At 69.7% G+C, this 23210-nt stretch carries 14 protein-coding genes and 2 pseudogenes; 10 read left to right on the top strand and 6 right to left on the bottom strand.

The window, feature by feature from the left end; all coding sequences use genetic code 11:
• Positions 1-60 precede the first annotated feature (60 nt).
• Positions 61-1095 carry a LacI family DNA-binding transcriptional regulator gene (locus ACYUED_RS12405; protein ID WP_491292339.1) on the bottom strand — a complete coding sequence of 345 codons (1035 nt, stop codon included), beginning with the start codon at positions 1093-1095 and terminating at the stop codon, positions 61-63.
• 401 nt (positions 1096-1496) lie between these two features.
• Here ACYUED_RS12405 and ACYUED_RS12400 point away from each other — a divergent pair, with 401 nt between their 5' ends.
• From ACYUED_RS12400 to ACYUED_RS12375, 6 genes are all read left to right on the top strand, one after another.
• Positions 1497-2771 (top strand): extracellular solute-binding protein, encoded by a 1275-nt coding sequence (locus tag ACYUED_RS12400; RefSeq protein ID WP_491292338.1) that lies wholly within the window; start codon positions 1497-1499, stop codon positions 2769-2771.
• A gap of 109 nt (positions 2772-2880) precedes the next feature.
• The gene (locus ACYUED_RS12395) at positions 2881-3885 is read left to right on the top strand and encodes a carbohydrate ABC transporter permease (RefSeq protein ID WP_491292337.1); all 1005 of its coding nucleotides are present in this window, start codon (positions 2881-2883) and stop codon (positions 3883-3885) included.
• A 13-nt stretch (positions 3886-3898) separates the two neighbouring features.
• Positions 3899-4804, top strand: coding sequence for a sugar ABC transporter permease (locus ACYUED_RS12390; protein ID WP_491292336.1), 906 nt, complete (start codon positions 3899-3901; stop codon positions 4802-4804).
• Positions 4805-5044: 240 nt separating this feature from the next.
• Positions 5045-6778: a glycoside hydrolase family 13 protein gene (locus ACYUED_RS12385; RefSeq protein ID WP_491292335.1), complete on the top strand. Its 1734-nt coding sequence runs from the start codon at positions 5045-5047 to the stop codon at positions 6776-6778.
• 123 nt (positions 6779-6901) lie between these two features.
• On the top strand, positions 6902-8278 hold the full coding sequence (locus tag ACYUED_RS12380; RefSeq protein ID WP_491292334.1) for an alpha-amylase: 1377 nt from the start codon (positions 6902-6904) through the stop codon (positions 8276-8278).
• 120 nt (positions 8279-8398) lie between these two features.
• Positions 8399-9841, top strand: a complete 1443-nt coding sequence (locus tag ACYUED_RS12375) for a hypothetical protein (protein ID WP_491292333.1) — start codon at positions 8399-8401, stop codon at positions 9839-9841.
• Here the strand turns inward: ACYUED_RS12375 and ACYUED_RS12370 are convergent.
• A complete protein-coding gene (locus ACYUED_RS12370; protein ID WP_491292332.1) occupies positions 9819-11237 on the bottom strand; it encodes a hypothetical protein in 1419 nt (472 codons plus the stop codon). The two genes, ACYUED_RS12375 and ACYUED_RS12370, sit on opposite strands and share 23 nt — an antisense overlap.
• 303 nt (positions 11238-11540) lie before the next feature.
• On the opposite strand from ACYUED_RS12370, the pseudogene pulA reads away from it, so the two are divergent.
• From pulA to ACYUED_RS12355, 3 genes and pseudogenes are all read left to right on the top strand, one after another.
• Positions 11541-16960: pseudogene (gene pulA, locus ACYUED_RS12365) on the top strand (pullulanase-type alpha-1,6-glucosidase).
• 71 nt (positions 16961-17031) lie between these two features.
• On the top strand, positions 17032-18663 hold the full coding sequence (locus ACYUED_RS12360; protein ID WP_491292331.1) for a SpoIIE family protein phosphatase: 1632 nt from the start codon (positions 17032-17034) through the stop codon (positions 18661-18663).
• A gap of 35 nt (positions 18664-18698) precedes the next feature.
• Positions 18699-19061, top strand: coding sequence for a 5-carboxymethyl-2-hydroxymuconate Delta-isomerase (locus tag ACYUED_RS12355; protein WP_491292330.1), 363 nt, complete (start codon positions 18699-18701; stop codon positions 19059-19061).
• Positions 19062-19100: 39 nt separating this feature from the next.
• Here the strand turns inward: ACYUED_RS12355 and ACYUED_RS12350 are convergent, their stop codons facing one another.
• The 4 genes and pseudogenes from ACYUED_RS12350 to ACYUED_RS12335 all read right to left on the bottom strand — a co-directional run bounded on the left by ACYUED_RS12350 (position 19101) and on the right by ACYUED_RS12335 (position 22655).
• Positions 19101-19790 carry a TetR/AcrR family transcriptional regulator gene (locus ACYUED_RS12350; RefSeq protein ID WP_491292329.1) on the bottom strand — a complete coding sequence of 230 codons (690 nt, stop codon included), beginning with the start codon at positions 19788-19790 and terminating at the stop codon, positions 19101-19103.
• Positions 19791-19846: 56 nt separating this feature from the next.
• Positions 19847-20110 (bottom strand): annotated as a pseudogene (locus ACYUED_RS12345) (2Fe-2S iron-sulfur cluster-binding protein); the annotation flags it as partial.
• Between the two features lie 12 nt (positions 20111-20122).
• Complete coding sequence (locus ACYUED_RS12340) at positions 20123-22084, bottom strand: hypothetical protein (RefSeq protein ID WP_491292328.1); 1962 nt, start codon at positions 22082-22084, stop codon at positions 20123-20125.
• Positions 22085-22145: 61 nt separating this feature from the next.
• Positions 22146-22655 (bottom strand): tetratricopeptide repeat protein, encoded by a 510-nt coding sequence (locus ACYUED_RS12335; protein ID WP_491292327.1) that lies wholly within the window; start codon positions 22653-22655, stop codon positions 22146-22148.
• Between the two features lie 134 nt (positions 22656-22789).
• Between ACYUED_RS12335 and ACYUED_RS12330 the strand changes: the two genes are divergently transcribed.
• Entirely contained in the window at positions 22790-23206 is a 417-nt protein-coding gene (locus ACYUED_RS12330; protein ID WP_266585218.1) for a hypothetical protein, read from the top strand.
• Positions 23207-23210 lie beyond the last annotated feature (4 nt).

Here is a 23210-nt window from a genome sequence, read left to right as displayed (position 1 = left end):
CGACAAGGAGATGCCCGCGCCTACTCCCAGCGCACTGTACGAACCTCCGGATACTCCGCCTCAGTGACGGTTCCGGTCCCCAGGGGCCGAAGCAGTCGAACCCCGCACCACCAGCTCCGGCATGAAAACGAACTCACTGTGCGGCGCGGGCGTCCCGCCGATCTCCTCCAGCAACGTCCGCACCGCCGCCTGCCCCATCGCCGGGACCGGCTTGCGGACCGTGGTCAGCGGCGGATCCGTGAAGGCGATCAGGGGGGAGTCGTCGAAGCCGACCACCGAGACGTCGCGCGGGACGTCGAGCCCGAGCTGCCGGGCCGCCCGTATCGCGCCCAGCGCCATCATGTCGCTCGCGCACACCACCGCCGTGCAGTCGCGCCCGATCAGCGCGGTGGCGGCGGCCTGCCCGCCCTCCAGGGTGTACAGCGAGTGCTGGACGAGTTCCGTCTCGATCGTCTGCGCGTCGAGGCCGAGCTGGTCCTGCATCGAACGGACGAAGCCCTCGATCTTGCGCTGCACCGGCACGAACCGCTTGGGGCCGAGGGCGAGGCCGATCCTCGTGTGCCCCAGCGACACCAGGTGCGTGACCGCCAGCGTCATCGCCGCACGGTCGTCGGGGGAGATGAAAGGTGCCTGCACCTTCGGCGAGAAGCCGTCCACCAGCACGTACGGCACGCCCTGGGCGCGCAGCCGCTCGTAGCGCTCCATGTCGGCGGTGGTGTCGGCGTGCAGACCGGAGACGTAGATGATGCCGGCGACCCCGCGGTCGACGAGCATCTCCGTCAGCTCGTCCTCGGTCGAGCCGCCCGGGGTCTGGGTGGCGAGCACCGGGGTGTAGCCCTGCCGGGTCAGCGCCTGGCCGATGACCTGGGCCAGCGCCGGGAATATCGGGTTCTCCAGCTCCGGGGTGATCAGGCCGACCAGGCCCTCGCTGCGCTGCCGCAGCCGCACCGGGCGCTCGTAACCCAGGACGTCGAGGGCGGCGAGCACGGACTGGCGGGTGGTGGCGGCGACGCCCGGCTTCCCGTTGAGGACGCGGCTGACGGTCGCTTCGCTCACCCCCGCCTGAGCGGCGATGTCGGCTAGCCGTGTGGTCACAGGGGTGGACTGTACCGGCCGACTGTCACTTTGCACACCAATCGGGCGCCGGGTACGAGCGGTTGGACGGCCCCGTGCGGGTTGCTGCGTCATCGCGGTCCCTCGTGTTCGGGTGGGAGCCTCATGCGGCAAGAGCTTGCAGAGTCTTGCACACGACTCCCCATGCCTGCTGAGTGGCTTCAATGCACGGTTGTGCGGGGGTCGGGGAGAGGGCGGTGGGAGGTCACGGGAGGGTAACTCTCGTGGAGGCTTGCAACTTTTTGCTGCAAGGACTTTCGCGGCTGCGGACATCGCTGTTACGTTCACGTCGCCCGGCGGCAGCAACGGCGCAGTCGGCACGACGAGAGCGGCGGACGGGGCCCCTCTCGCACCACACGGGCTTTCACCCTCAAGGAGAACTCATGCGGCGTGGCATAGCGGCCACCGCGCTGGTGGCGTCCTTCGCCCTCGTGGCGACGGCCTGCGGCGGAAGTGACAGTGGCAGCGACAAGAGCGACGGCCCGGTCACCATCACCTGGTGGGACACCTCCAACGCCACCAATGAGGCGCCGACGTACCAGGCCCTGGTCAAGGAGTTCGAGGCCGCCAACAAGAACATCAAGGTCAACTACGTCGACGTCCCCTTCGACCAGGCGCAGAACAAGTTCGACACCGCCGCCGGTTCCAAGGGCGCCCCGGACGTGCTGCGGTCCGAGGTCGGCTGGACCCCCGCCTTCGCGAAGAAGGGCTACTTCCTGCCGCTGGACGGCACCGAGGCCCTCAAGGACCAGAGCAAGTTCCGGCCCAACCTGATCGAGCAGGCCAAGTACGAGGGCAAGACCTACGGCGTCCCGCTGGTCACCGACACCCTCGCGCTCGTCTACAACAAGGCCCTCTTCAAGAAGGCCGGCATCACCGAGGCCCCCAAGACCTGGGACGAGCTGAAGGCCGACGCCTCCAAGATCGACGCCAAGGAGAAGGTCTACGGCTACTGGGGCTCCACCCAGGCCTACTACGCGCAGACCTTCCTCTATGGCGAGGGCACCGACACCGTCGACGCCTCCGCCAAGAAGATCACCGTGAACTCGGCCGCCGCGAAGAAGGCCTACGGCACCTGGCAGAGCCTCTTCTCCGGACAGGGCCTGCACAAGGCCGACGTCACCGCCGACGCCTACGCCCACATCCAGGACGCGTTCGTCAACGGCAAGGTCGCCTCGATCATCCAGGGCCCCTGGGAGATCACGAACTTCTACAAGGGCTCGGCCTTCAAGGACAAGTCCAACCTCGGCATCGCCACCGTCCCGGCCGGCTCCGCCGGCAAGGCGGGCGCCCCGACCGGCGGCCACAACCTGTCCGTCTACGCCGGCTCGGACAAGGCCCACCAGGCGGCCGCGCTGAAGTTCGTCACCTTCATGACCTCCGCGAAGTCCCAGACGCAGATCGCCCTGAAGAACTCCACGCTGCCCACCCGCGACGACGCCTACACCGCCGAGGTCAAGGCGGACCCGGGCATCGCCGGCTTCCAGACGGTCCTGCCCGCCGCCCAGCCGCGCCCGGCGCTGCCCGAGTACAGCTCCCTGTGGGGGCCGCTGGACACCGAACTGCCGAAGATCGCCGGCGGCAAGGAGTCCCTCGACAAGGGCCTGAGCAACGTGGAACTGGCCATCGCCAAGCTGGTGCCCGACTTCAGCAAGTAAGCCCCGAGTGACCGTCGGGTCCGCCATTTCATGGGGGGACGGACCCGGCGGTCACCGGCCTGTGCCCAGCCACTTCTCAGAGCCGCAGAACTTCCAGAAGGTGTCGAACATGACAGTCGCCATCGACCGCGCCACGGGCAAACGCCACGGTGGCGGCGCGCCGCGGCCCGGGCTGGGCCAGCGCCTCAAACACGGCTACCAGAAGCACTGGTACGCCTACGCGATGATCGCCCCGGTGATCGTCGTACTCGGCGTCCTCGTGCTGTACCCGTTGGTGTACGGCCTCTACCTGACGCTCACGGACGCCAACAGCCTCAACACCGCGCGCACGATCGGCGTCAACCACATCGACGCCACCTACAAGTTCATCGGGCTCGACAACTACAAGGACATCCTGTTCGGCCCGACGTCGTACGACCGCTTCTGGTCGCACTTCATCTGGACGATCGTGTGGACCGCGCTCTGTGTCGCCCTGCACTACACGATCGGCCTCGGCCTCGCCCTTCTCCTCAACCAGAAGCTGCGCGGCCGCACCCTCTACCGGCTGATCCTCATCCTGCCGTGGGCCGTGCCGACCTTCGTCACCGTCTTCGGCTGGCGCTTCATGCTCGCCGACGGCGGCATCATCAACCTCGCCCTGGACGCACTCCATCTGCCCTCGCCGGACTGGCTGGAGGACACCTTCTGGCAGCGGTTCGCCGCCATCATGGTCAACACCTGGTGCGGTGTGCCGTTCATGATGATCTCGCTGCTCGGCGGACTGCAGGCCATCGACGGCTCCCTGTACGAGGCCGCCGAGATGGACGGCGCCACCGCCTGGCAGCGCTTCCGCTACGTCACCCTGCCGGGCCTGAGGTCGGTCAGCTCCACCGTCGTGCTGCTCGGCATCATCTGGACGTTCAACCAGTTCGCCGTGATCTTCCTGCTGTTCGGCAACACGGGTCCCGACGCCCAGATCCTGGTGACCTGGGCCTACTACCTCGGCTTCGGACAGCAGCCGCGCGACTTCGCGCAGTCCGCCGCCTACGGCATCCTGCTGTTGGCCATCCTGATCGTCTTCACCTCCTTCTACCGCCGGTGGCTGAACCGCAATGACCAGCAGCTCGCGATCTGAGGCAGGAGTTCCCATGAGTACGACCACTGTCGAGACCTCCGCCGCGGTGAGCGAGCAGAGCCCCGTCAGCCCCCGCACGGGCCGGCGCCGCGGTGACAGGAGCCTGGCCGGCTCCCTCACCTCGCACGGCATCCTGATCGTCGCGAGCCTGATCGCCTTCTTCCCGGTGGCCTGGCTGATCTACCTGTCCCTCGGCCCGGACAAGGACGACTACCTCCACCCCGGCGGCATCTGGGCCAAGATGTCGTTCTCCAACTACTCCTTCGTGCTGCAGCACACCGAGTTCTTCGACTGGCTGAAGAGCTCGCTGATCGTGTCGCTCGGCACCACCGTCATCGGTGTGCTGATCGCCGCGACCACCGGCTACGCGGTCTCCCGCATGCGCTTCCCGGGCTACCGGAAGTTCATGTGGGTGCTGCTGGTCACGCAGATGTTCCCGGTAGCCGTGCTCATGGTGCCGATGTACCAGATCCTGTCGGACCTGCAGCTCATCGACAGTTACCTTGGACTCGTCCTCGTCTACTGCTCGACAGCCGTGCCCTACTGCGCCTGGCTGCTCAAGGGCTACTTCGACACCATCCCGTTCGAGATCGACGAGGCGGGACGCGTCGACGGGCTGACCCCCTTCGGCACGTTCGCGCGACTGATCCTGCCGCTCGCCAAGCCGGGCCTGGCGGTCGCCGCCTTCTACAGCTTCCTCACGGCCTTCGGCGAGGTCGCCTTCGCGTCGACGTTCATGCTGTCCGACACGAAGTACACCTTCGCGGTCGGCCTGCAGACCTTCGTCAGCGAGCACGACGCCCAGCGCAACCTGATGGCCGCCACCGCGGTGCTGATCGCGATACCCGTCTCCGCGTTCTTCTATCTCGTGCAGAAGAACCTGGTGACCGGGCTCACCGCGGGCGGAACCAAGGGCTGACCGCCGGTAGCCGCCGCGACGTGCCGTCCGTTGTCCGACGGTCTCGTCGTGGCTGGTCGCGCCCACGCGGTGGTAGCCGCACATGCAACACAGCCCTGTGCCCCTTTTGGGGCGCTGCCCCAACCCCCCTCGACCCGAGGCGGTCGCGGTGTCCATCCGACCCCGCTGTCACCGCGGCCGCCTCGTCACCCGCCGTCGTATCCACCACTGACCCGATGACTCCGTTACGTATAGGACGCCATGAGCCAGCAGCACTCTGCCATCGCCCCGGCCCCCACCTCCGCCAAAGCCAAGCGCAGCGACTGGTGGCGGGACGCGGTGATCTACCAGGTCTATCCGCGCAGCTTCGCCGACAGCAACGGCGACGGCATGGGTGATCTGGAAGGCGTACGCTCCCGACTCCCCTATCTGCGCGACCTCGGCGTGGACGCCGTGTGGCTGAGCCCCTTCTACGCCTCCCCGCAGGCCGACGCCGGCTACGACGTCGCCGACTACCGGGCCGTCGACCCCATGTTCGGCAGCCTGCTCGACGCGGACGCGCTGATCCGCGACGCCCACGAGCTGGCCTTGAGGATCATCGTCGACCTAGTGCCCAACCACTCCTCCGACCAGCACGAGTGGTTCAAGCGGGCCCTGCGCGAGGGCCCGGGCTCCCCCCTCCGCGACCGCTACCACTTCCGGCCCGGCAAGGGTGCGAGCGGCGAACTCCCGCCCAACGACTGGGAGTCGATCTTCGGCGGCCCGGCGTGGACGCGGGTCACCGAGCCGGACGGCACCCCAGGGCAGTGGTACCTCCACCTCTTCGCCCCCGAGCAGCCCGACTTCAACTGGGAGCACCCGGCCGTCGGCGACGAGTTCCGCTCGATCCTGCGCTTCTGGCTCGACATCGGCGTCGACGGCTTCCGCATCGACGTGGCCCACGGCCTGGTGAAGGCAGAGGGCCTGCCCGACCTCGGTTCCCACGAGCAGCTGAAGCTGCTGGGCAACGATGTCATGCCGTTCTTCGACCAGGACGGCGTGCACGAGATCTACCGCCAGTGGCGCACGATCCTCGACGAGTACTCCGGACATCAAAAAGGGCCCGAAGGGCCTTCCTCGGAAGGGCGGGGGCGGGAGACGGGTGAGCGCATCTTCGTGGCGGAGGCCTGGACGCCGACCATCGAGCGCACGGCGAACTACGTCCGCCCCGACGAGCTCCACCAGGCCTTCAACTTCCAGTACCTGAGCACCGACTGGGATGCCGCCGAGCTCCGCGAGGTCATCGACCGCACACTGGACGCCATGCGCCCGGTCGGCGCCCCCGCCACCTGGGTCCTGTCCAACCACGACGTCACCCGCCACGCCACCCGCTTCGCCAACCCGCCGGGTCTTGGCACCCAGATCCGTACGGCGGGCGACCGTGAGCTGGGGCTGAGGCGCGCGAGGGCCGCGACGCTGCTCCTGCTGGCGCTGCCCGGATCCGCGTACGTCTACCAGGGCGAGGAACTCGGCCTGCCGGACGTCGTCGACCTTGCGGACGAGGTCCGGCAGGACCCGGCGTACTTCCGCGGCGCCGGCCAGGACGGCTTCCGCGACGGCTGCCGGGTGCCCATCCCGTGGACGCGCGAGGGATCGTCGTACGGCTTCGGCAGTGGCGGCAGCTGGCTGCCGCAGCCGGAGAGCTGGGGCGAGCTGAGCGTCGAGGCGCAGGACGGCGTGCCGGGCTCGACCCTGGAGCTGTACCGCTCCGCCGTCGCCGCCCGCCGCGAGCAGCCCGACCTGGGCGCGGGCGACGCGGTGGAGTGGCTGCGCGCCCCCGAGGGCGTACTCGCCTTCCGGCGCGGGGACTTCGTGTGCGTCACCAACACCGGCGGTGAGTCCGTCACGACTCCCGCGTACGGTCGCGTCCTGCTCACCAGCGGCGAGGTGACCGAGGCGGACGGCGAGGCGAAGGTGCCCGCGGACACGACGGTCTGGTTCACCACCCGTCACTGAAATTCCTTGCATCAACTTCACACCGCCCGCTGCCTTTTCAGGCAGCGGGCCTTTAACATCTCCGTCACCGCAAGCTGGTTGAAAACTTGCAGCAAGAACCTTCAACGGTGAAGGAGCCCCCACATGGCATCCCGTAGATACGTTTCCGCGGCCCTCGCACTCGCCGCCGCGTCCGCCGTCATGTCCCCCACCACGGCGTCCGCCTCCCCGCCCGGCACCAAGGACGTCACCGCCGTCCTCTTCGAGTGGAACTTCGCCTCGGTCGCCAAGGAGTGCACCAACACCCTCGGCCCCGCGGGCTACGGCTACGTCCAGGTCAGCCCACCCGCCGAGCACATACAGGGCCCGCAGTGGTGGACCTCGTACCAGCCGGTGAGCTACAGGATCGCGGGTCGGCTCGGTGACGCCACCGCCTTCAAGAGCATGATCGACACCTGTCATGCGGCAGGCGTGAAGGTCGTCGTCGACACCGTCATCAACCACATGACGTCGGGCAGCGGCACCGGCACCGGCGGCTCGTCGTACACGAAGTACAACTACCCCGGCCTGTACTCCTCGGCCGACATGGACGACTGCACCTCCACGGTCAGCGACTACACCAACCGCGCCAACGTCCAGAACTGCGAACTCGTCGGCCTCGCCGACCTGGACACGGGCGAGGAGTACGTCCGCGCCACCATCGCCGGCTACATGAACTCCCTGCTCGGCTACGGCGCCGACGGCTTCCGCATCGACGGGGCCAAACACATCCCGGCGGCCGACCTCGCCAACATCAAGTCCCGGCTCGGCAACCCGTCGGTGTACTGGAAGCAGGAAGTCATCTACGGCGCCGGCGAGGCCGTCCAGCCGACCGAGTACACGGGCAACGGCGACGTCCAGGAGTTCCGCTACGCGTACGACCTCAAGCGGGTCTTCAACAACGAGAACCTCGCCTACCTGAAGAACTACGGCGAGGGCTGGGGCTACATGAACAGCTCGGTGGCCGCAGTGTTCGTCGACAACCACGACACCGAGCGCAACGGATCGACCCTCAACTACAAGGACGGCGCCAACTACACGCTGGCCAACGTCTTCATGCTCGCCTACCCCTACGGCGCCCCGGACATCAACTCCGGCTACGAGTGGTCCGACGCGGACGCCGGACCGCCCAACGGCGGCCAGGTGAACGCCTGTTGGCAGGACGGCTGGAAGTGCCAGCACGCCTGGCCCGAGATCAGGTCGATGGTCGCCTTCCGCAACTCCACGCGGGGCCAGTCGATGACGGACTGGTGGGACAACGGGGCCGACGCGATCGCGTTCGGGCGGGGCAGCAAGGGCTACGTCGCCATCAACCACGAGTCCGGCAGCCTGACCCGCACCTACCAGACGTCGCTGCCTGCGGGAACGTACTGCAACGTGCAGAACAACACCGGCGTGACCGTCGACTCGGGCGGCCGGTTCACCGCGACGCTCGGCTCCAACACCGCCCTCGCGATCTACGCGGGCAAGTCGAGCTGCTGAGCCTGCCCACGGCCCGGCCCCCGGCGGCGTGCACCATGGCGCCGGGGGCCGGGTGACGGACGCTGCCAAGCGGAGCAGTCCCGCATGCGTGCGAACCTGCCCGGGGCCGAGGCTGACACCATGAGCATCCGTCCGTGGGTCGTCGTCGAGGCACCGGACGACCGCGGCCTGCGCCGCGTCACCATGGGCGGCCGCACCGTGGGCAGCGCCTGGTCGCTGCGCGAGCTGCGCAGCCTGCTGGACCGCCTCGGTCACCCGGACACGGACGTGGCGGACCCCGCAGCGGTGTACTGGCGCGGAGGGGACAGCGGTGCCTGGCCCGACCGGCCCTGGCGGCGGCGCACGACCATGGTCGTCATGACGGTCGGGCTGCTCGCGTCCATGGCCCTCAACGCGGTGATCGGATGGCCGGACGCCTCCGGCGCCCTCACGTTCGCCCAGCGCATCACGGGGGCCCTGTTCGTCCTGTCCGGCGTGGTCCAGGGCGTGGCGGCGCTGCTCACGCTCGACCACTGGGGACGGCGCGAGTTCAGGACGTCCGGGGCCGTCGTTCTGCTCGGCGCCCTCATCGCGCTGGCCACGGACAGCCTGCTCGTTCTGCTGTGGCTGGAGGAAAAGGAGTACACCCCCTATCTGCTGGCCTTCATGCCGCTGTGGTGCTGGTCGCTGTGGGCAGTCGCACTGCTGGTCAGGGAGAAACCCTGGAAGGGACTTCCGCAGCCCAAGAGATTCGCTGCGGGAGTGTTCGCGTCCGCCCTCCTGACCGCGGTCAGTCTCGCGTACTCCACCCTGTACCAACCCTCGACGGCCCCCATGCGTCTGACGCTGCAGGCTGAATTCGGGACGGCGCGGGCGGACCGTACCCTCCCTTTCGCCCAGGTCCCGCTGAGACTCTCGGTCAAGAACACGGGCGAAGTCTCGGTATACGTCGTCATCAACGACTTCACCGTCTACGGCAGAACCGCCACGTATTCCGAGCGGGGTGACCCGTCGGCGCGGGCCTGGAAGGAGAGCTTCGGGGCGGAGGAGGAGGCGGAACGCCACGTCGATCGGCTTAACTATCTCCGGTTGAGCACGGGACGGTTCTACGAACCGGGGGACGAGCTCGCGGCCGGACAGGAGGACACCAGGGAGCACGTCTTCCAGATTCCCCGAAACGTGCCGTATGACGTCCTGCACGTTGATCTGCAGATCACCTATATGCGGAAGGACCGGGGCCGGATCGACGTGGAGAATTTCAGCAGACCGATCGAGTCGTGGCGGCACCCCCGGTATTCCTACCGGGCGAGCGAGCGTCCCGTGGACACGCTCGCTTACCACGGCAGAGTGCGCCACAACAACAACCTCGTCAACGTGACCCGCAAACCGCTCTATGTGACGGCGTTCTGGTCTCCGGCCGCCCGTCCCGTGTACTCCGTCTCCTCGTTCCACTTCACGGGGGGATGGATCGACTACAGGGAGGAGAAACGCGAGCTGAACAAATTCGGGATCACGACGCGTTACGCCGATGCCGAGGTGTCCGTGGCGGAGTTGCTGCGGTCTATATCTGCTGGGCCGCGCTGACCCAGCTTCCCGACGAGACGCCCAAGTCCTGGTCGAGCTCCAGAGCCGCCTGCAGGCAGTGCAGCGCCGGTGGGCCGACGGTCGTGATCAGGTCGTCGGCCGATACCGCGTCGGCGAGGCGGGGGAGGAGCCGCTTGATCGCCAGTGAGGTGTCGTCGACCTTGTCGTTCCGCAGTTGGGCGAACACGTCCAGGGAGTCGTTCGCCTCTTCCTTGGACTTCCAGAAGTCCTGGACGCCCTCGCTGTTCCAGGTGTCCGGAGTCACGCTCCGCAGGCCTTTGGCGAGGGTGGCGTCCGAGACCAGTTCGAAGACGGAGTTGGTGCAGGCCGCGGCCGCCTTGCCGAGCGGTTCGTCCGGCAGCCCCTGAGCGGCGGCCGCCTTCCTGAGCTGCTTCTCCAGTCGGCGTCTGTTGTCCGACGCCCCGGAGCCGCCGGGATCGTTCCATGACGAACTGGTCTGGTGTGCGCTGTGCGCGAGTCCCTTACGCTCGTCGTCGCTGTTCTTCGGGTCGCTCGCGGCCTGCACCGCGGCCGCGACGGTTTCCCTCAGCCGGGTCGGGGGGCTCGCGTTCGCCGTGGCGGCCTCGGGGGACCCCGGCAACAGGTTCTGCAGGGCCCCGGCCAGGTCCGCGGCCAGTGGCGGTGGCGTATCGGGGGCGGCCACGACCGGCAGCGCGAAGGCCGACCGGTCCGCGATCAAGGTGAGTACGCGCCGTTCCTCGGGAGGCGTCCCGGGCTTGTTCGCCACATCCAGGGTGGAGGTCAGCTGTTTCACCATGCCGGTCAACTGCCGCCGCGCCGCCTCAGGGGTCCCGGGATCGCTGATCACCTCCAGCGCGGAGGCCACCTGCCGTGCGGTTCTGAGTGCCCCGTCGCGCTCCTGCGGCGGTGTCCCGGCGTCGTTCACCGTCTGCAACACGGTGCTCAACTGCTCCACGCTCGGCACCAGACCCTCGGGAACGTCCTGCTTCTTCTCGTCCAGATCCGCCGTCACCTCGTCGACTTTGTCCTTCTGCTGCCTCAGTGCGGCGCCCGCCGGGGCGCCCTCCTTGCTCGGACCGGACGGCGTGCCGGTGTCAGGCGTCTCGCTCGTCTGTGAGGTCTCGCTGGAGGGAGTCGTCGGCGGCGACGGCGGGGGTGGCGGCGGGGATGGCGGCGGGTCCGGCGTCGACGGGCCGGGCGGTGTCGAGGTCCCCGGACTGTCCGGGGGCGACGGGGGCGGAGACGGAGGCGTCGGAGCGGGAAGCCCGGACGGGGCGAGCAAGCTCGTCCCCGCCGCGCCGCCGGCCGGGGCCGCCGGCAGGGCGGCCACGGGACCCGCGGCCATCATCAGTGCGGTGACCAGTGCGGACGCGCTGGTCAGCTGGAGGATGTGTCGCTGCGTGTTTCTGGCCATCGGGGATCCAGAGGGGCTGCTCTGCACGGGAATCCAGAGGGGCTGCTCCGCGCGCGGCGGCATGCGCCACACCAGCCACTCTTCCCCCGTCCGGCACATCCCGCAAGGCGACGTCGGCCCTGGCGGCCGGTCGGACTGAGCCGCGGCCGTGGAGCTTTGTGAAAATTCTTGCCGCTGCTTTCAGGGCTCTTGCTGTAAGTCTTTCGTCGGCGATACCGTCCCCCGCGGGCGCCCGGCAGCGCAGCCGCGCCGCGGCGTTGGGGTCGGACCCGAACGAGCCGTAAACACAAGGAGTTTCCGCCTGTGATACCGAGATGGCCGACGCCCGGGACGCGCCGCAGTGCACGGGGCAGACGAGCCGCAACCGTCGCCGTCGCCGCCCTCGCGGCCGCGCTGGTGCAGCCGTTCGCCGCCCGCGCCGACACCCCGCCCCCGCCGCCGTCGGACAAGGCGCTGGCCGCGCAGCCCGCCCGGCACGACGCCACCCGCGAGCAGTTCTACTTCGTCCTGCCGGACCGCTTCGCCAACGGTGGCACGTCCAACGACAAGGGCGGACTGACCGGTTCCCGCCTGTCCACCGGTTACGACCCCACCGACAAGGGCTTCTACCAGGGCGGCGACCTCAAGGGTCTGACCAGCAGGCTCGACTACATCAAGGGCCTCGGCACCACCGCCATCTGGATGGCCCCGATCTTCAAGAACCGTCCCGTGCAGGGCACCGGTGCCGACGCCTCGGCCGGCTACCACGGTTACTGGATCACCGACTTCACCCGGGTCGACCCGCACTTCGGGACCGACAAGGACCTTAAGACGCTCATCTCCAAGGCCCACGCCAAGGGCATGAAGGTCTTCTTCGACGTCATCACCAACCACACGGCGGACGTCGTCGACTACAAGGAGAAGTCCTACGACTACCTCTCCAAGGGCGCCTTCCCGTACCTGACCAAGGACGGCGAGCCGTTCGACGACGCCGCCTACGCCCACCACACGGACGGGCGCGGGAAGTTCCCCGCGGTCGGCGCCGGCTCGTTCCCGCGTACGCCGACGGTCGCCGCCGCAGACAAGAAGGCCAAGGTGCCCGCCTGGCTCAACGACCCGACGATGTATCACAACCGCGGAGACTCGACCTACGCGGGCATACGGCCACCTACGGAGACTTCTCCGGCCTCGACGACCTGTGGACCGAGCGTCCCGAGGTGGTCAGCGGCATGGAGAAGATCTACGAGCGCTGGGTCAGGGACTTCGGCATCGACGGCTTCCGGATCGACACCGTCAAGCACGTCGACATGGACTTCTGGACCCAGTGGGCCACGGCTCTCGACGCGTACGCGGCCCGGCACGGCCGTAAGGACTTCTTCATGTTCGGGGAGGTCTACTCCGCCGACACCTCGGTCACCTCGCCGTACGTCACCCAGGGCCGCCTCGACGCCACCCTCGACTTCCCCTTCCAGGACGCGGCCCGCACCTACGCCTCCCAGGGCGGCAGCGCGCAGAAGCTGGCGTCCGTCTTCGGCGACGACTACAAGTACACGACCGACAAGGCCAACGCGTACGAGCAGGTCACCTTCCTCGGCAACCACGACATGGGGCGGATCGGGTACTTCCTGAAGCAGGACAACCCGAAGGCCACGGACGCGGAGATCCTGAAGAAGGACGAGCTCGCCAACGAGCTGATGTTCCTCAGCCGCGGCAACCCGGTCGTCTACTACGGCGACGAGCAGGGCTTCACCGGCTCCGGCGGTGACAAGGAGGCCCGCCAGACGATGTTCGCGTCGAAGGTCGCCGACTACCTCGACGACGACGAGATCGGCACCGGCCGCACGCACGCGAGCGACTCCTACGACACGAGTGCTCCGCTGTACCGACAGATCGCCGCGCTCGGCGAACTCCGCAGGGCCAACCCCGCCCTCACCGACGGAGTGCAGACGCAGCGGTACGCGGCTGACGGCTCCGGTGTCTATGCGTTCAGTCGCACGGACGCCAAGACCGGTCAGGAATACGTGGTCGCCCTCAACAACGCCGACGAGGCGAAGGCGGCCACCTTCGCAACCGGTTCGGCGGGCATGAAGTTCCGTGGGATCCACGGGACTTCGAGCGAGGCGACGTCCGACGCCGACAAGAAGATCACCGTCACCGTCCCGGCCGGCTCCGCGATCGTCCTCAAGGCGGCCGGCAGGCTCGCCGCGCCCGCCACCGCGCCGACGCTCACCCTGAAGGCCCCGGACGCGGGTGCCACCGGCACGGTGGACGTCACCGCCGATGCCGGCGGCGGTCAGCTGAACCGCGTCGTCTTCGCCGCCCAGGTCGGGGGTGGCAGGTGGCAGACCCTGGGCTCCGCCGACCACGCCCCGTACAAGGTCACGCAGACCATCGGGAAGGACGTACCGCCGGGAACCGCCCTGCGCTACAAGGCGGTTGCCGTCGACTCGGCCGGGAGTACGGCGAGTGCCACCGCCGCCTCCAGCACCGGCACCCCGCCCGCCCAGGAGCCCCCCACCGCCTCCTCCCGCGACTACGCGATCGTCCACTACAAGCGCACCGACGGCGACTACGACAAGTGGGGGCTCTACGCCTGGGGGGACCTCGCCGACGGCGAGTCGACCACCTGGCCGGCCGGCCACCCCTTCGTCGGCCGTGACGCGTACGGCGCCTTCGCCTACGTCAAGCTGAAGCCAGGCGCCTCCGGCGTCGGCTTCCTGGTCGTCGACAAGGACGGCAACAAGGACGTCTCCGCCGACCGCACCATCGACGTCACCAAGACCGGCGAGGTCTGGATCGAGCAGGGCAAGGAGGCCGTACAGACGACGCGGCCCGACTACCCGGCGCAGGACAGGACCAAGGCGCTCATCCACTACCACCGCGCCGACGGGAACTACGACGGCTGGGGTCTGCACGTCTGGACCGGTGCCGCGAAGCCCACGGACTGGTCGAGCCCGCTGAAGCCGGTGAGGACCGACGCCTATGGTGCGGTCTTCGAGGTGCCGCTCAACGACGGTGCCACCAGCCTCAGTTACATCATCCACAAGGGCGACGAGAAGGACCTGCCATCCGACCAGTCGCTCGACCTCAAGGCCGGAGGCTACGAGGTGTGGCTGTTGAACGGCCAGGAGAAGTACCTGCTGCCGCAGCCGGCGGGTTCGGCCGCCGCGCTGGACCTGACCACGTCCAAGGCGGTCTGGATCGACCGGAACACGGTCGCCTGGAACGGCTCCGACGCGGCCGTCTCCACCCAGCTGCTGTACTCCCACGACGGCTCGATCGCGGTGAAGAACGGCGCGCTGACCAGCGACGACGAACGCTGGCTGCGGCTGACGAAGACGACGCTCACCGACGCCCAGAAGGCCAAGTTCCCGCACCTGAAGGACTACACGGCCTGGTCCGTCGACCCGCGCGACCGCGACCGGGTGCGCGAGGCCCTCGACGGGCAGGTCGTCGCCTCGCAGCGGGCCGCGAACGGCGCTGTTCTGGCCGCGACCGGTGTGCAGATCGCGGGCGTACTCGACGACGTGTACGCGGGCGCGACGAAGGCGGGGTTGGGGCCGACGTTCCACAACGGCCGTCCCACGCTTGCCGTTTGGGCTCCGACCGCGCAGAGCGTCTCAGTGGAGCTGGGCGGCTCGCTCAAGAGGATGCGGCGCGACGAGGCCACCGGCGTCTGGTCCGTCACCGGCCCGGGGTCCTGGAAGAACAAGCCCTATCGGTACGTCGTGAAGGTGTGGGCGCCGACCGTGCGGAAGGTCGTCACCAACAAGGTCACCGACCCCTACTCGGTGGCCCTCACCGCGGACTCCGAGCGCAGTCTCGTCGTGGACCTGGGCGCCAAGTCCCTTGCCCCGAGCGGCTGGTCGAGCCTGGCCAAGCCCAAGACCGTACCGCTGAAGGACGCCCAGATCCAGGAGCTGCACATCCGGGACTTCTCCGTCGCGGACCCGACCGTGCCGGCCAAGGACCGGGGCACCTATCTCGCCTTCACCGACAAGGACAGCGACGGCTCGAAGCATCTGCGGGAGCTGGCCAGGTCGGGCACGTCGTACGTCCATCTGCTGCCCGCCTTCGACATCGCCACCATCCCCGAGAAGAAGGCCGACCAGGCCACCACCGACTGCGACCTCGCGTCCTACGCCGCCGACTCCGACAAGCAGCAGGAGTGCGTCGCGAAGAGCGCCGCGAAGGACGCCTACAACTGGGGCTACGACCCGTACCACTACACGGTTCCCGAGGGCTCGTACGCGACCGGCCCGGACGGCACCGGCCGCACGGTCGAGTTCCGCAAGATGGTCAAGTCGCTGAACGAGGACGGTCTGAGGGTCGTCATGGACGTCGTCTACAACCACACGGCGGCCGCCGGGCAGGCGGACACCAGCGTCCTGGACAAGGTGGTGCCCGGCTACTACCAGCGGCTCCTCGCGGACGGCTCGGTGGCGAACAGCACCTGCTGCGCGAACACGGCCACCGAGAACGCCATGATGGGCAAACTCGTCGTCGACTCGGTCGTCACCTGGGCCAAGGAGTACAAGGTCGACGGGTTCCGCTTCGACCTCATGGGACACCAGCCGAAGGCCAACATCCTCGCGGTCAGGAAGGCCCTCGACGCGCTGACCCTCGCCAGGGACGGCGTCGACGGCAAGAAGATCATCATGTACGGCGAGGGGTGGAACTTCGGCGAGGTGGCCGACGACGCCCGCTTTGCGCAGGCCACGCAGAAGAACATGGCCGGCACCGGCATCGCCACCTTCTCCGACCGTGCGCGTGACGCCGTGCGCGGCGGCAGCCCCTTCGACTCGGACCCCGGGGTCCAGGGTTTCGCGTCGGGCCTCTACACCGACCCCAACTCGTCCACGGCCAACGGAACTTCGGCCGAACAGAAGGCCCGGCTGCTGCACTACCAGGATCTGATCAAGGTCGGTCTGTCCGGCAACCTCGCCACGTACCGCTTCACCGACGACGACGGCAGGGAGGTCACCGGCGCCGAGGTCGACTACAACGGTCAGCCCGCCGGTTACGCGGACGCCCCCGGCGATGCCGTCGCCTACGCCGACGCGCACGACAACGAGTCACTGTTCGACGCCCTCGCCTACAAGCTGCCGAAGGACACGTCCGCGGCCGACCGGGCCCGGATGCAGGTCCTCGCGATGGCGACGGCCACCCTCTCGCAGGGCCCGTCCCTCTCCCAGGCGGGCTCCGACCTGCTCCGTTCCAAGTCCCTGGACCGCAACTCGTTCGACAGCGGTGACTGGTTCAACGCCATCCACTGGAACTGTGCGGACGGCAACGGCTTCGGACGCGGGCTGCCGATGGCGGCCGACAACGAGCCCAAGTGGCCGTACGCGAAGCCGCTGTTGAGCTCCGTGAAGGTGGGCTGCCCGCAGATCGTCGGCGCCTCGGCCGCCTACCAGGACCTGTTGAAGATCCGTACGACCGAGAAGGAGTTCTCCCTCGCCACGGCCGGACAGGTGCAGTCGAAGATGTCGTTCCCGCTGTCCGGCAAGGACGAGACGCCCGGCGTGATCACCATGCAACTCGGCGACCTTGTCGTCCTGTTCAACGCGACGCCCGGCAAGCAGGAGCAGCACGTCGCGTCGCTGGCCGGGACCGGCTACCGGCTGCACCCGGTACAGGCGAAGGGCGCGGACTCTATCGTCAAGGGCTCTTCCTACGAGCGGGAATCGGGCACGTTCGCCGTTCCGGGTCGCAGTGTCGCGATATTCTCCCGGATCTCCTGATAGGGCATTACTTTGGTGGGGCGGACCTCCAACCGGGGTCCGCCCCACCGGTGTTGTCCAAGGGCCGAGAGATGGACGTCGACGGCAAACTGACAGACACGACCGTGCTGGTCGTGGACGACGTGGCGGCCAGTCGGTACGCCATGGGCACCGTGCTGCGCCGCGCCGGACACCAGGTCGTCCCGGTCGCCACCGGCGGGCAGGCTCTCGTCGAGCTCGACGTACGACTGCGCAAGGGCAGGCTGCCCGACGTGGCCCTGGTCGACGTCGACCTGCCGGACATGAGCGGCTTCGAACTGTGCCGCCGGCTGAAGGAACGGCCGCACATGGCGGCCCTGCCCGTCGTGCACTTCTCGGCCGCCGCCGTGGCCCCGGGTGACCGCTGCCAGGGGCTGGACGTGGGCGCCGAGACATATCTGACGGTGCCCGCCGAGCCCGAGGAGATCGAGGCGGTGGTCCGGGCCGCGGTGCGCACCGCGCGCCTTCGGGCCGACGACCAGGCGCTGGTACGGCGGCTGACGCTGCTGTCGCAGGCCATCGTCACCATCCAGGCGGCGCGCTCCCTGCAGGAACTCGCGGACGCGGCCGCCGACTCCACCGCCCGGCTCACCGGCACTCCCGCCGCCGTCTTCGTCCTCGGCCCGGACGAGGAGCTGTACTGCGGCACCTCCCGGGACCGCACCTCCCTCGCCCTGCCCGACGCGGGCGCCCACCGGGCCGTGGCCGGTCTGCTGCGGCGGCTCACCCGGGGGCAGTCGGGAGTGCAGATCACCACCGTGCCCGCGCCGCTGTGGCCCGCCGGGTTCTTCCGGCCCGGTATGCAGCACGACGGGCGGCTGGTGATGGTCCTCACCCAGGACGGCAAGGCCCCGGTGTGTCTGGCCACGCCCACACGCGGGGTGCGCCGGGTGAATCCCGAGGACGAGGCGCTGGTGGCGCAGCTGGCGCAGGCCACCGCGCTGGCCGCCGAGCCGCTGCTCATGTACCAGGTCGAGCGGCACGTCGCCCTCACCCTCCAGCACAGCTTCCTGCCCCAGCCGCACCGGCTGCCCGAGCTGCCGGGCATGGACGTCGTGGTCCGTTACGTGCCCGCGTCGCAGGACACGGAGATCGGCGGCGACTTCTACGCGGCCCTGCGCACCGACGAGGGTGTACTCACGGCGGTCGGTGACGTGGTCGGGCACTCGCTGGAGGCGGCCACCGTGATGGTGGAGATCCGGCACGCGCTGCGCGCCTACTGCGTCGAGGAGAGCGACCCTGCTGTGCTCGCCGAGCGCCTCGACCGGATGCTGCAGCACTACCATGCCGAGGTCACGGCCACCGTGTGCCTGGCCCTGATCGACCCCGGGACCGGGCGGACCCGGATCGCCAACGCCGGCCACATTCCGCCGCTGATCCTCAGGGACACCGGCGACGCCGACTACGCGAAGGCCGACGGCCCGCTGCTCGGCCTGGGACTGCCCCACCCGCCGCCCACCGAGCTGTTCCTGGAGCCCGCCGACCGGCTCCTCATGGTCACCGACGGCCTGATCGAGACCAGGGGCACGGACCTGACGATCTCGATGGAGCAGCTCCGCTCGGCGGCCATCGGCTCCCTGCCCGGCCTGGACGCCCTCTGCGACACCCTCCTGGCCTGCTTCGGCCACGACCGCGAGGACGACATCGCGATGCTGGCACTCCAACTGAGGAACGAGGGGAACTAGGCTGAGCCCGTCGCTGTCGTAGAACAGGAGTGCCCATGCCGCAGATCACCGTCGACTACTCGAAGACGATCACCCACGCCTTCGACCGGGACGCCTTCGCCCGTGCCCTGCACGAGGCGACCGTCGAGATCGCGGCGGCCAAGCCGGAGGCGTGCAAGACGCAGTTCCGGCCCAGCGAGTACACCGCCTTCGGCTACGAGGACCCCGCCGAGCTGCGCCACGCGGTCGTCCACGTCACCTTCGGACTGCTCGCCGGACGTACCGAGGAGACCAAGGCACGGCTCACGGAGGCCACCCTGGAGTTGCTGCGCAAGCACATCGCGGACGAGGGAATCGTGCTGCACGCCTCCGCCGAGGTCCGCGACCTCGACCCGTCGTACCGCAAGTTCGAGCGCTGAGCGCTCTGCCCGGGGCGGCCACCATGGGGCGCCGGCGCCTCAGGAAGCGAGCGCGATCAGCCGGCCGACCAGGTGCGCGAAGGGCCCGTCGGCCGGTTCGTCCTTGAACATCCGGCGCAGCAGCGCGCCCATCTCCTCGTCGTGGGCGGCGCTCACGGCGGCCAGCGCGGCGAAGTCGTGCACGAGCTGGGCCTCCAGCTCGGCGCGCGGGATGCGCCGGCCGTCCAGCCAGATCAGCGCGGTCGACTCGGCGAGCGAGATCCAGGAGCGTACGACCAGTTCCAGCCGCGCGGGCGGATCCTGGACCGCCAGATGCGAAAGGATCTGCTCGTACGCGGCCTGCCGCACGGAGTCGATGAGCGCGTTGGTCGCCGAGGAGCCAACGGCCGGCCCGCCACGCATCAGCGCCGCGAAGCCGGGCCCGTGATGGTCGACGAAGTCGAAGAAGCGCCGCATCACCCGCAGCAGCCGCGCCCCGAGCGGCCCCTCCCGCGGCTCGTCGAACCGCCCCGCCAGATCCTGCGCGGCACGCCTCAACGCGGCCTCGTACAGGCTGAGTTTGCCGGGAAAGTAGTGATAGACCAGCGGGCGCGAGATGCCCGCGGCGGACGCTATCTCGTCGATGGAGACCTCGTCGGGAGAGCGTTGGCTGAACAGTTCGAGGGCGACGCCGATCAACTGCTGCCGCCGCTCTTCCACTCCCATTCTGCGGCGCACCCCGGTAGTCATACGAACACCTTACCGATCGGATCCGGCCCCGAACGGACCGGACCGGCCAGCGGTGTTCACCTATCCAGCACCAGACGCTCACCTCGTGCCCGCGATACGCGGATCAGCATCGAGGCACCGCGCTCCGCGTCCGTCAGCGGCTCGTCCCGGTGCTCCACCTCGCCCTCCAGTACCCGCCGCTCGCAGGTTCCGCAGAAGCCCTGCTCGCAGGAGCAGGCGGTGCCCGGCAGCGCGGCGCGCACGGCGGCCGGCACGGTGGAGTCGGCCGGGACCGGCAACGTCCGTCCGCAGCACCGGAGTTCGAGCTGGAAGGTGCCGTTGGCGGGGCGGCCCTAGCCCAGTCCGCCGATCGGTCGGCCGTCGTCCAGGACGCCCTTGAGCTCGGCCCGTGCCCCCTGCTCGGCCCGTACCGCCAGCAGACCGCCCCGGGCACTCGCCCGCACCCCGCCCGTCGTGCTGATCGACGAGGTCTCCCGGCTTCCGGCCGCGAGCAGATACCAGCCGCCCGTCTCCGACTTCCACAGCACGCCGGCGAGCACGTGCGGGTCCTTCGCCCCGCACGCCGGCACGTTCTCCGCCTTCGCGACGATGGCCCCGTACGCCCCGCCCGGCGTGTGGAACTGCGCCAGCACCCGTGTCCCGCCGCCCCGCCAGGTCTCGGCCCGCGTGCACACCCACTCCGCCGAGCCCGACCCGCCCTTCGGGCCGGCGGACGCCCATCCCGCCTCGCTCGCGCCGGGCAGCGGCTGCCGGGCATACGCCCAGGCGTTGACGCCGCGCACACCCGCCGAGCGCAGCGAGCCCAGCGAGCAGGCGTACGGTGCCCACGCGCGCAGGGCCTGCGCGCCGGACACCTCGTGGGGGGAACCGGGCCGCCCGGTGGTGAGGCGGGCGGGGACCAGCTCACCGAGGTCGGTCGCCACGTGTGTACCGGTGGAGTCGGTCAACTGCAGCACGTTCCATGACGTGCAGGTGCCGGTCCGTGTCGCGGGGCCGGCCAGCGGCGCGGTGACACCGCCGGTCAGCTTGAGGTCCGTCGCGCCGGCGTCCGGCTTGAGCAGGTTCCGCTCGGCGGCCTTCGTCACCCAGGGCGCCGTCAGATAGCGGACGTTGCCGTCGGCCCGGTCCAGGACCAGCGCGCTCGCCTCGGCTCGGCCGGCGTCGTCGACCCGCGCGAAGTCCAGGGCGGCGCCCTTCGTACCGTCCTTCGGCTCGGCGTACCGCGCGATGCGCAGACCGTCGTAGAGGATCACCACGCGTGCGCTGTCGACGGTCCCGGCGTACAGCAGCTGAGGCGGGCCGGAGGGGCCGCCGGACTGGGTGCCCGGGGTGGCGGAGACCTGGACGCTCTCGCCGGGCCGGGCCCAGACGGCGAGGGCGCGGCGCAGCAGGGCCTTGTCGCCGGTGAGATCGCCGCGGGCCGGCCAGACGGAGAAGTCGGTGCGCGCGGAGGTCTCCCAGGCGGTGGGGGCGACCCGGGCCAGCCCGGCCGGGTCGAGGGCGGCCTCGGCGGCCGGGTTCTGCGCGTACACGGGGGCGGCGGCGCCGTCGGGAGCCCAGCCGTCGCCGGGCAGTCCGAGCAGCGTCCCGCACACGGCGAGCGCCGCGGCGGCGGCGAGCGCGGCCTTGGTGTGCTGCCTGCGCCGCATCAGGTCGGTGGGCCGGGCCTGCAGCGAGCAGGGGTCGAACTCGGGGGAGTCGAGCAGCGGGTACTGCGTGGCCGACACATCGTCGGCCTCGCGCAGCGCCGTGTCCGGGTCGGCGCAGCCGGCGGAGCCGAGGATCGCGCGTACGTCGTCGTCGGACAGCTTCTCCAGGCCGCGCAGGACATACGCCGCACGGGCCGGCCCGGACAGGGCGGACAGGCCTTGGTCCAGGGCGAGTTCATCGGCGCCGCCCGAGCGCGGGAACAGGCGCAGGCCCCAGACCTGGGGGAGGAGCGGGGGCAGCTGGGAGCGCTTGGGGAACGCCGCGCGCCGCAACGGCAGGCCCGCCTCCAGTGCCGTGCGCAGCACCTGCAGACGGACGAAGGCGTACCCCGGGTCACCGTCGCGGCCGGTCGACTGGGCCGGGATCACGGGCGCCGGTGTCCGGCCTCTGGGCAGGGCGCGCTGGGTGAGGGCGTGTGCGGTCACCACGCGCCGGTTGCGCCCTAGGCTCGGCGGCAGTACCAGGTAGGCGAGCCGGACCAGGCGCGGGTAGTGCTCGACGAGCGCGGCCTCGGCCTGCTCGACGTCGACGACCGGGTCGGAGGAGGAAGGTGCGGGGCGCGGGGCGACATCCTGTGACTGCACGTTCAGCAAAACGAGCGAATCGTGGGATGGTCACCGTCACCCGGGTGGCGCAGTCCCCGGGTCAGTCCAGCGGCTCGACGAGCGCCCGCGCGTAGTTCGCCATCGACCGCTGGTAGCGGGTGAGATGCGGCGCCAGGGCGCCCAGGACCAGGGAGAGACCCTCACGGTCCCGGCCGAGGCTGGACAGACACAGCGCCAGGCACGCCCGCACCGCGTCGTCCAGCTCGTCGGAGGGCGCGTCCAGTTCGGGTGTCAGTAGCTTGACGCCCTCCTCGGCCTGCCCGATGTTCCGGAGCGAACTGGACAGCTGGATCTTGGCGCGGCGGCCCTTGTAGCCGCTGACCTGGCTGAGCCCGAGCGTCAGCGCCTCCCGGTACAGCGGGACAGCCCGGTCCGAGTGGCCCGTCGAGTCCCAGGCGCAGGCCCGCTCGAAGGGGCCGAGCGGACTGTCGTCCGGCAGCTCGGCGACGAGGGCGTCGACCGCGGCCCGGAAGTCGGCGGCGTCCTCTTCCGCGTAGTCGTCGAAGCCCGCCCAGGTGGCGGCCACGCGATCTTCCCAGTCCTGGTTCACGGGCCATACCCTCGCACACCCGTACGCGCGGGCACACTGGATTTGAGTGCACCGCCCGGATCTGAGTACACCGCGGCCCACAGCCGTATCTGAGGGGACGGGCCCGAGGGCCAGCAACGCGACCGGAGGAACAGATGAGGTTGACCCGACCGATGATCGCCGTGGCAGGCACCGCGGCCGCCCTCGCGCTGGCGGGCTGTGGATCCGGAAACAGCGACGCGGCCGCCAAGGTGCCGACGACCGCCACCGGCAGCCTGGAGAGCCTGGCCGCCAAGGCGAAGTGCAAGCCGGACATGCAGATCGACTCCGACGAGGTCCGCCAGGCCATCTGCAAGACCTCGGACGGCAAGTACGTCTTCGCCACCTTCGCCACCGACCGCGGCCAGCGCGATTGGATCAACGACGCCAAGGACTACGGCGGTTTCTACCTCGTGGGCCGCAAGTGGGTCGCCGTCGGCGACGACAAGGTGGTCAAGGCGCTGCAGGGCACGCTGGGCGGCGAGGAGGAGATCGGCACCAACCACAGCGCGCACACCGGCCACAGCGGCTGAACAC

It is taken from the genome of Streptomyces sp. DF42 (assembly GCF_058267695.1).
Note: the sequence above shows the minus strand (reverse complement) of the source record. Positions and strands in the feature narration are given on the sequence as shown.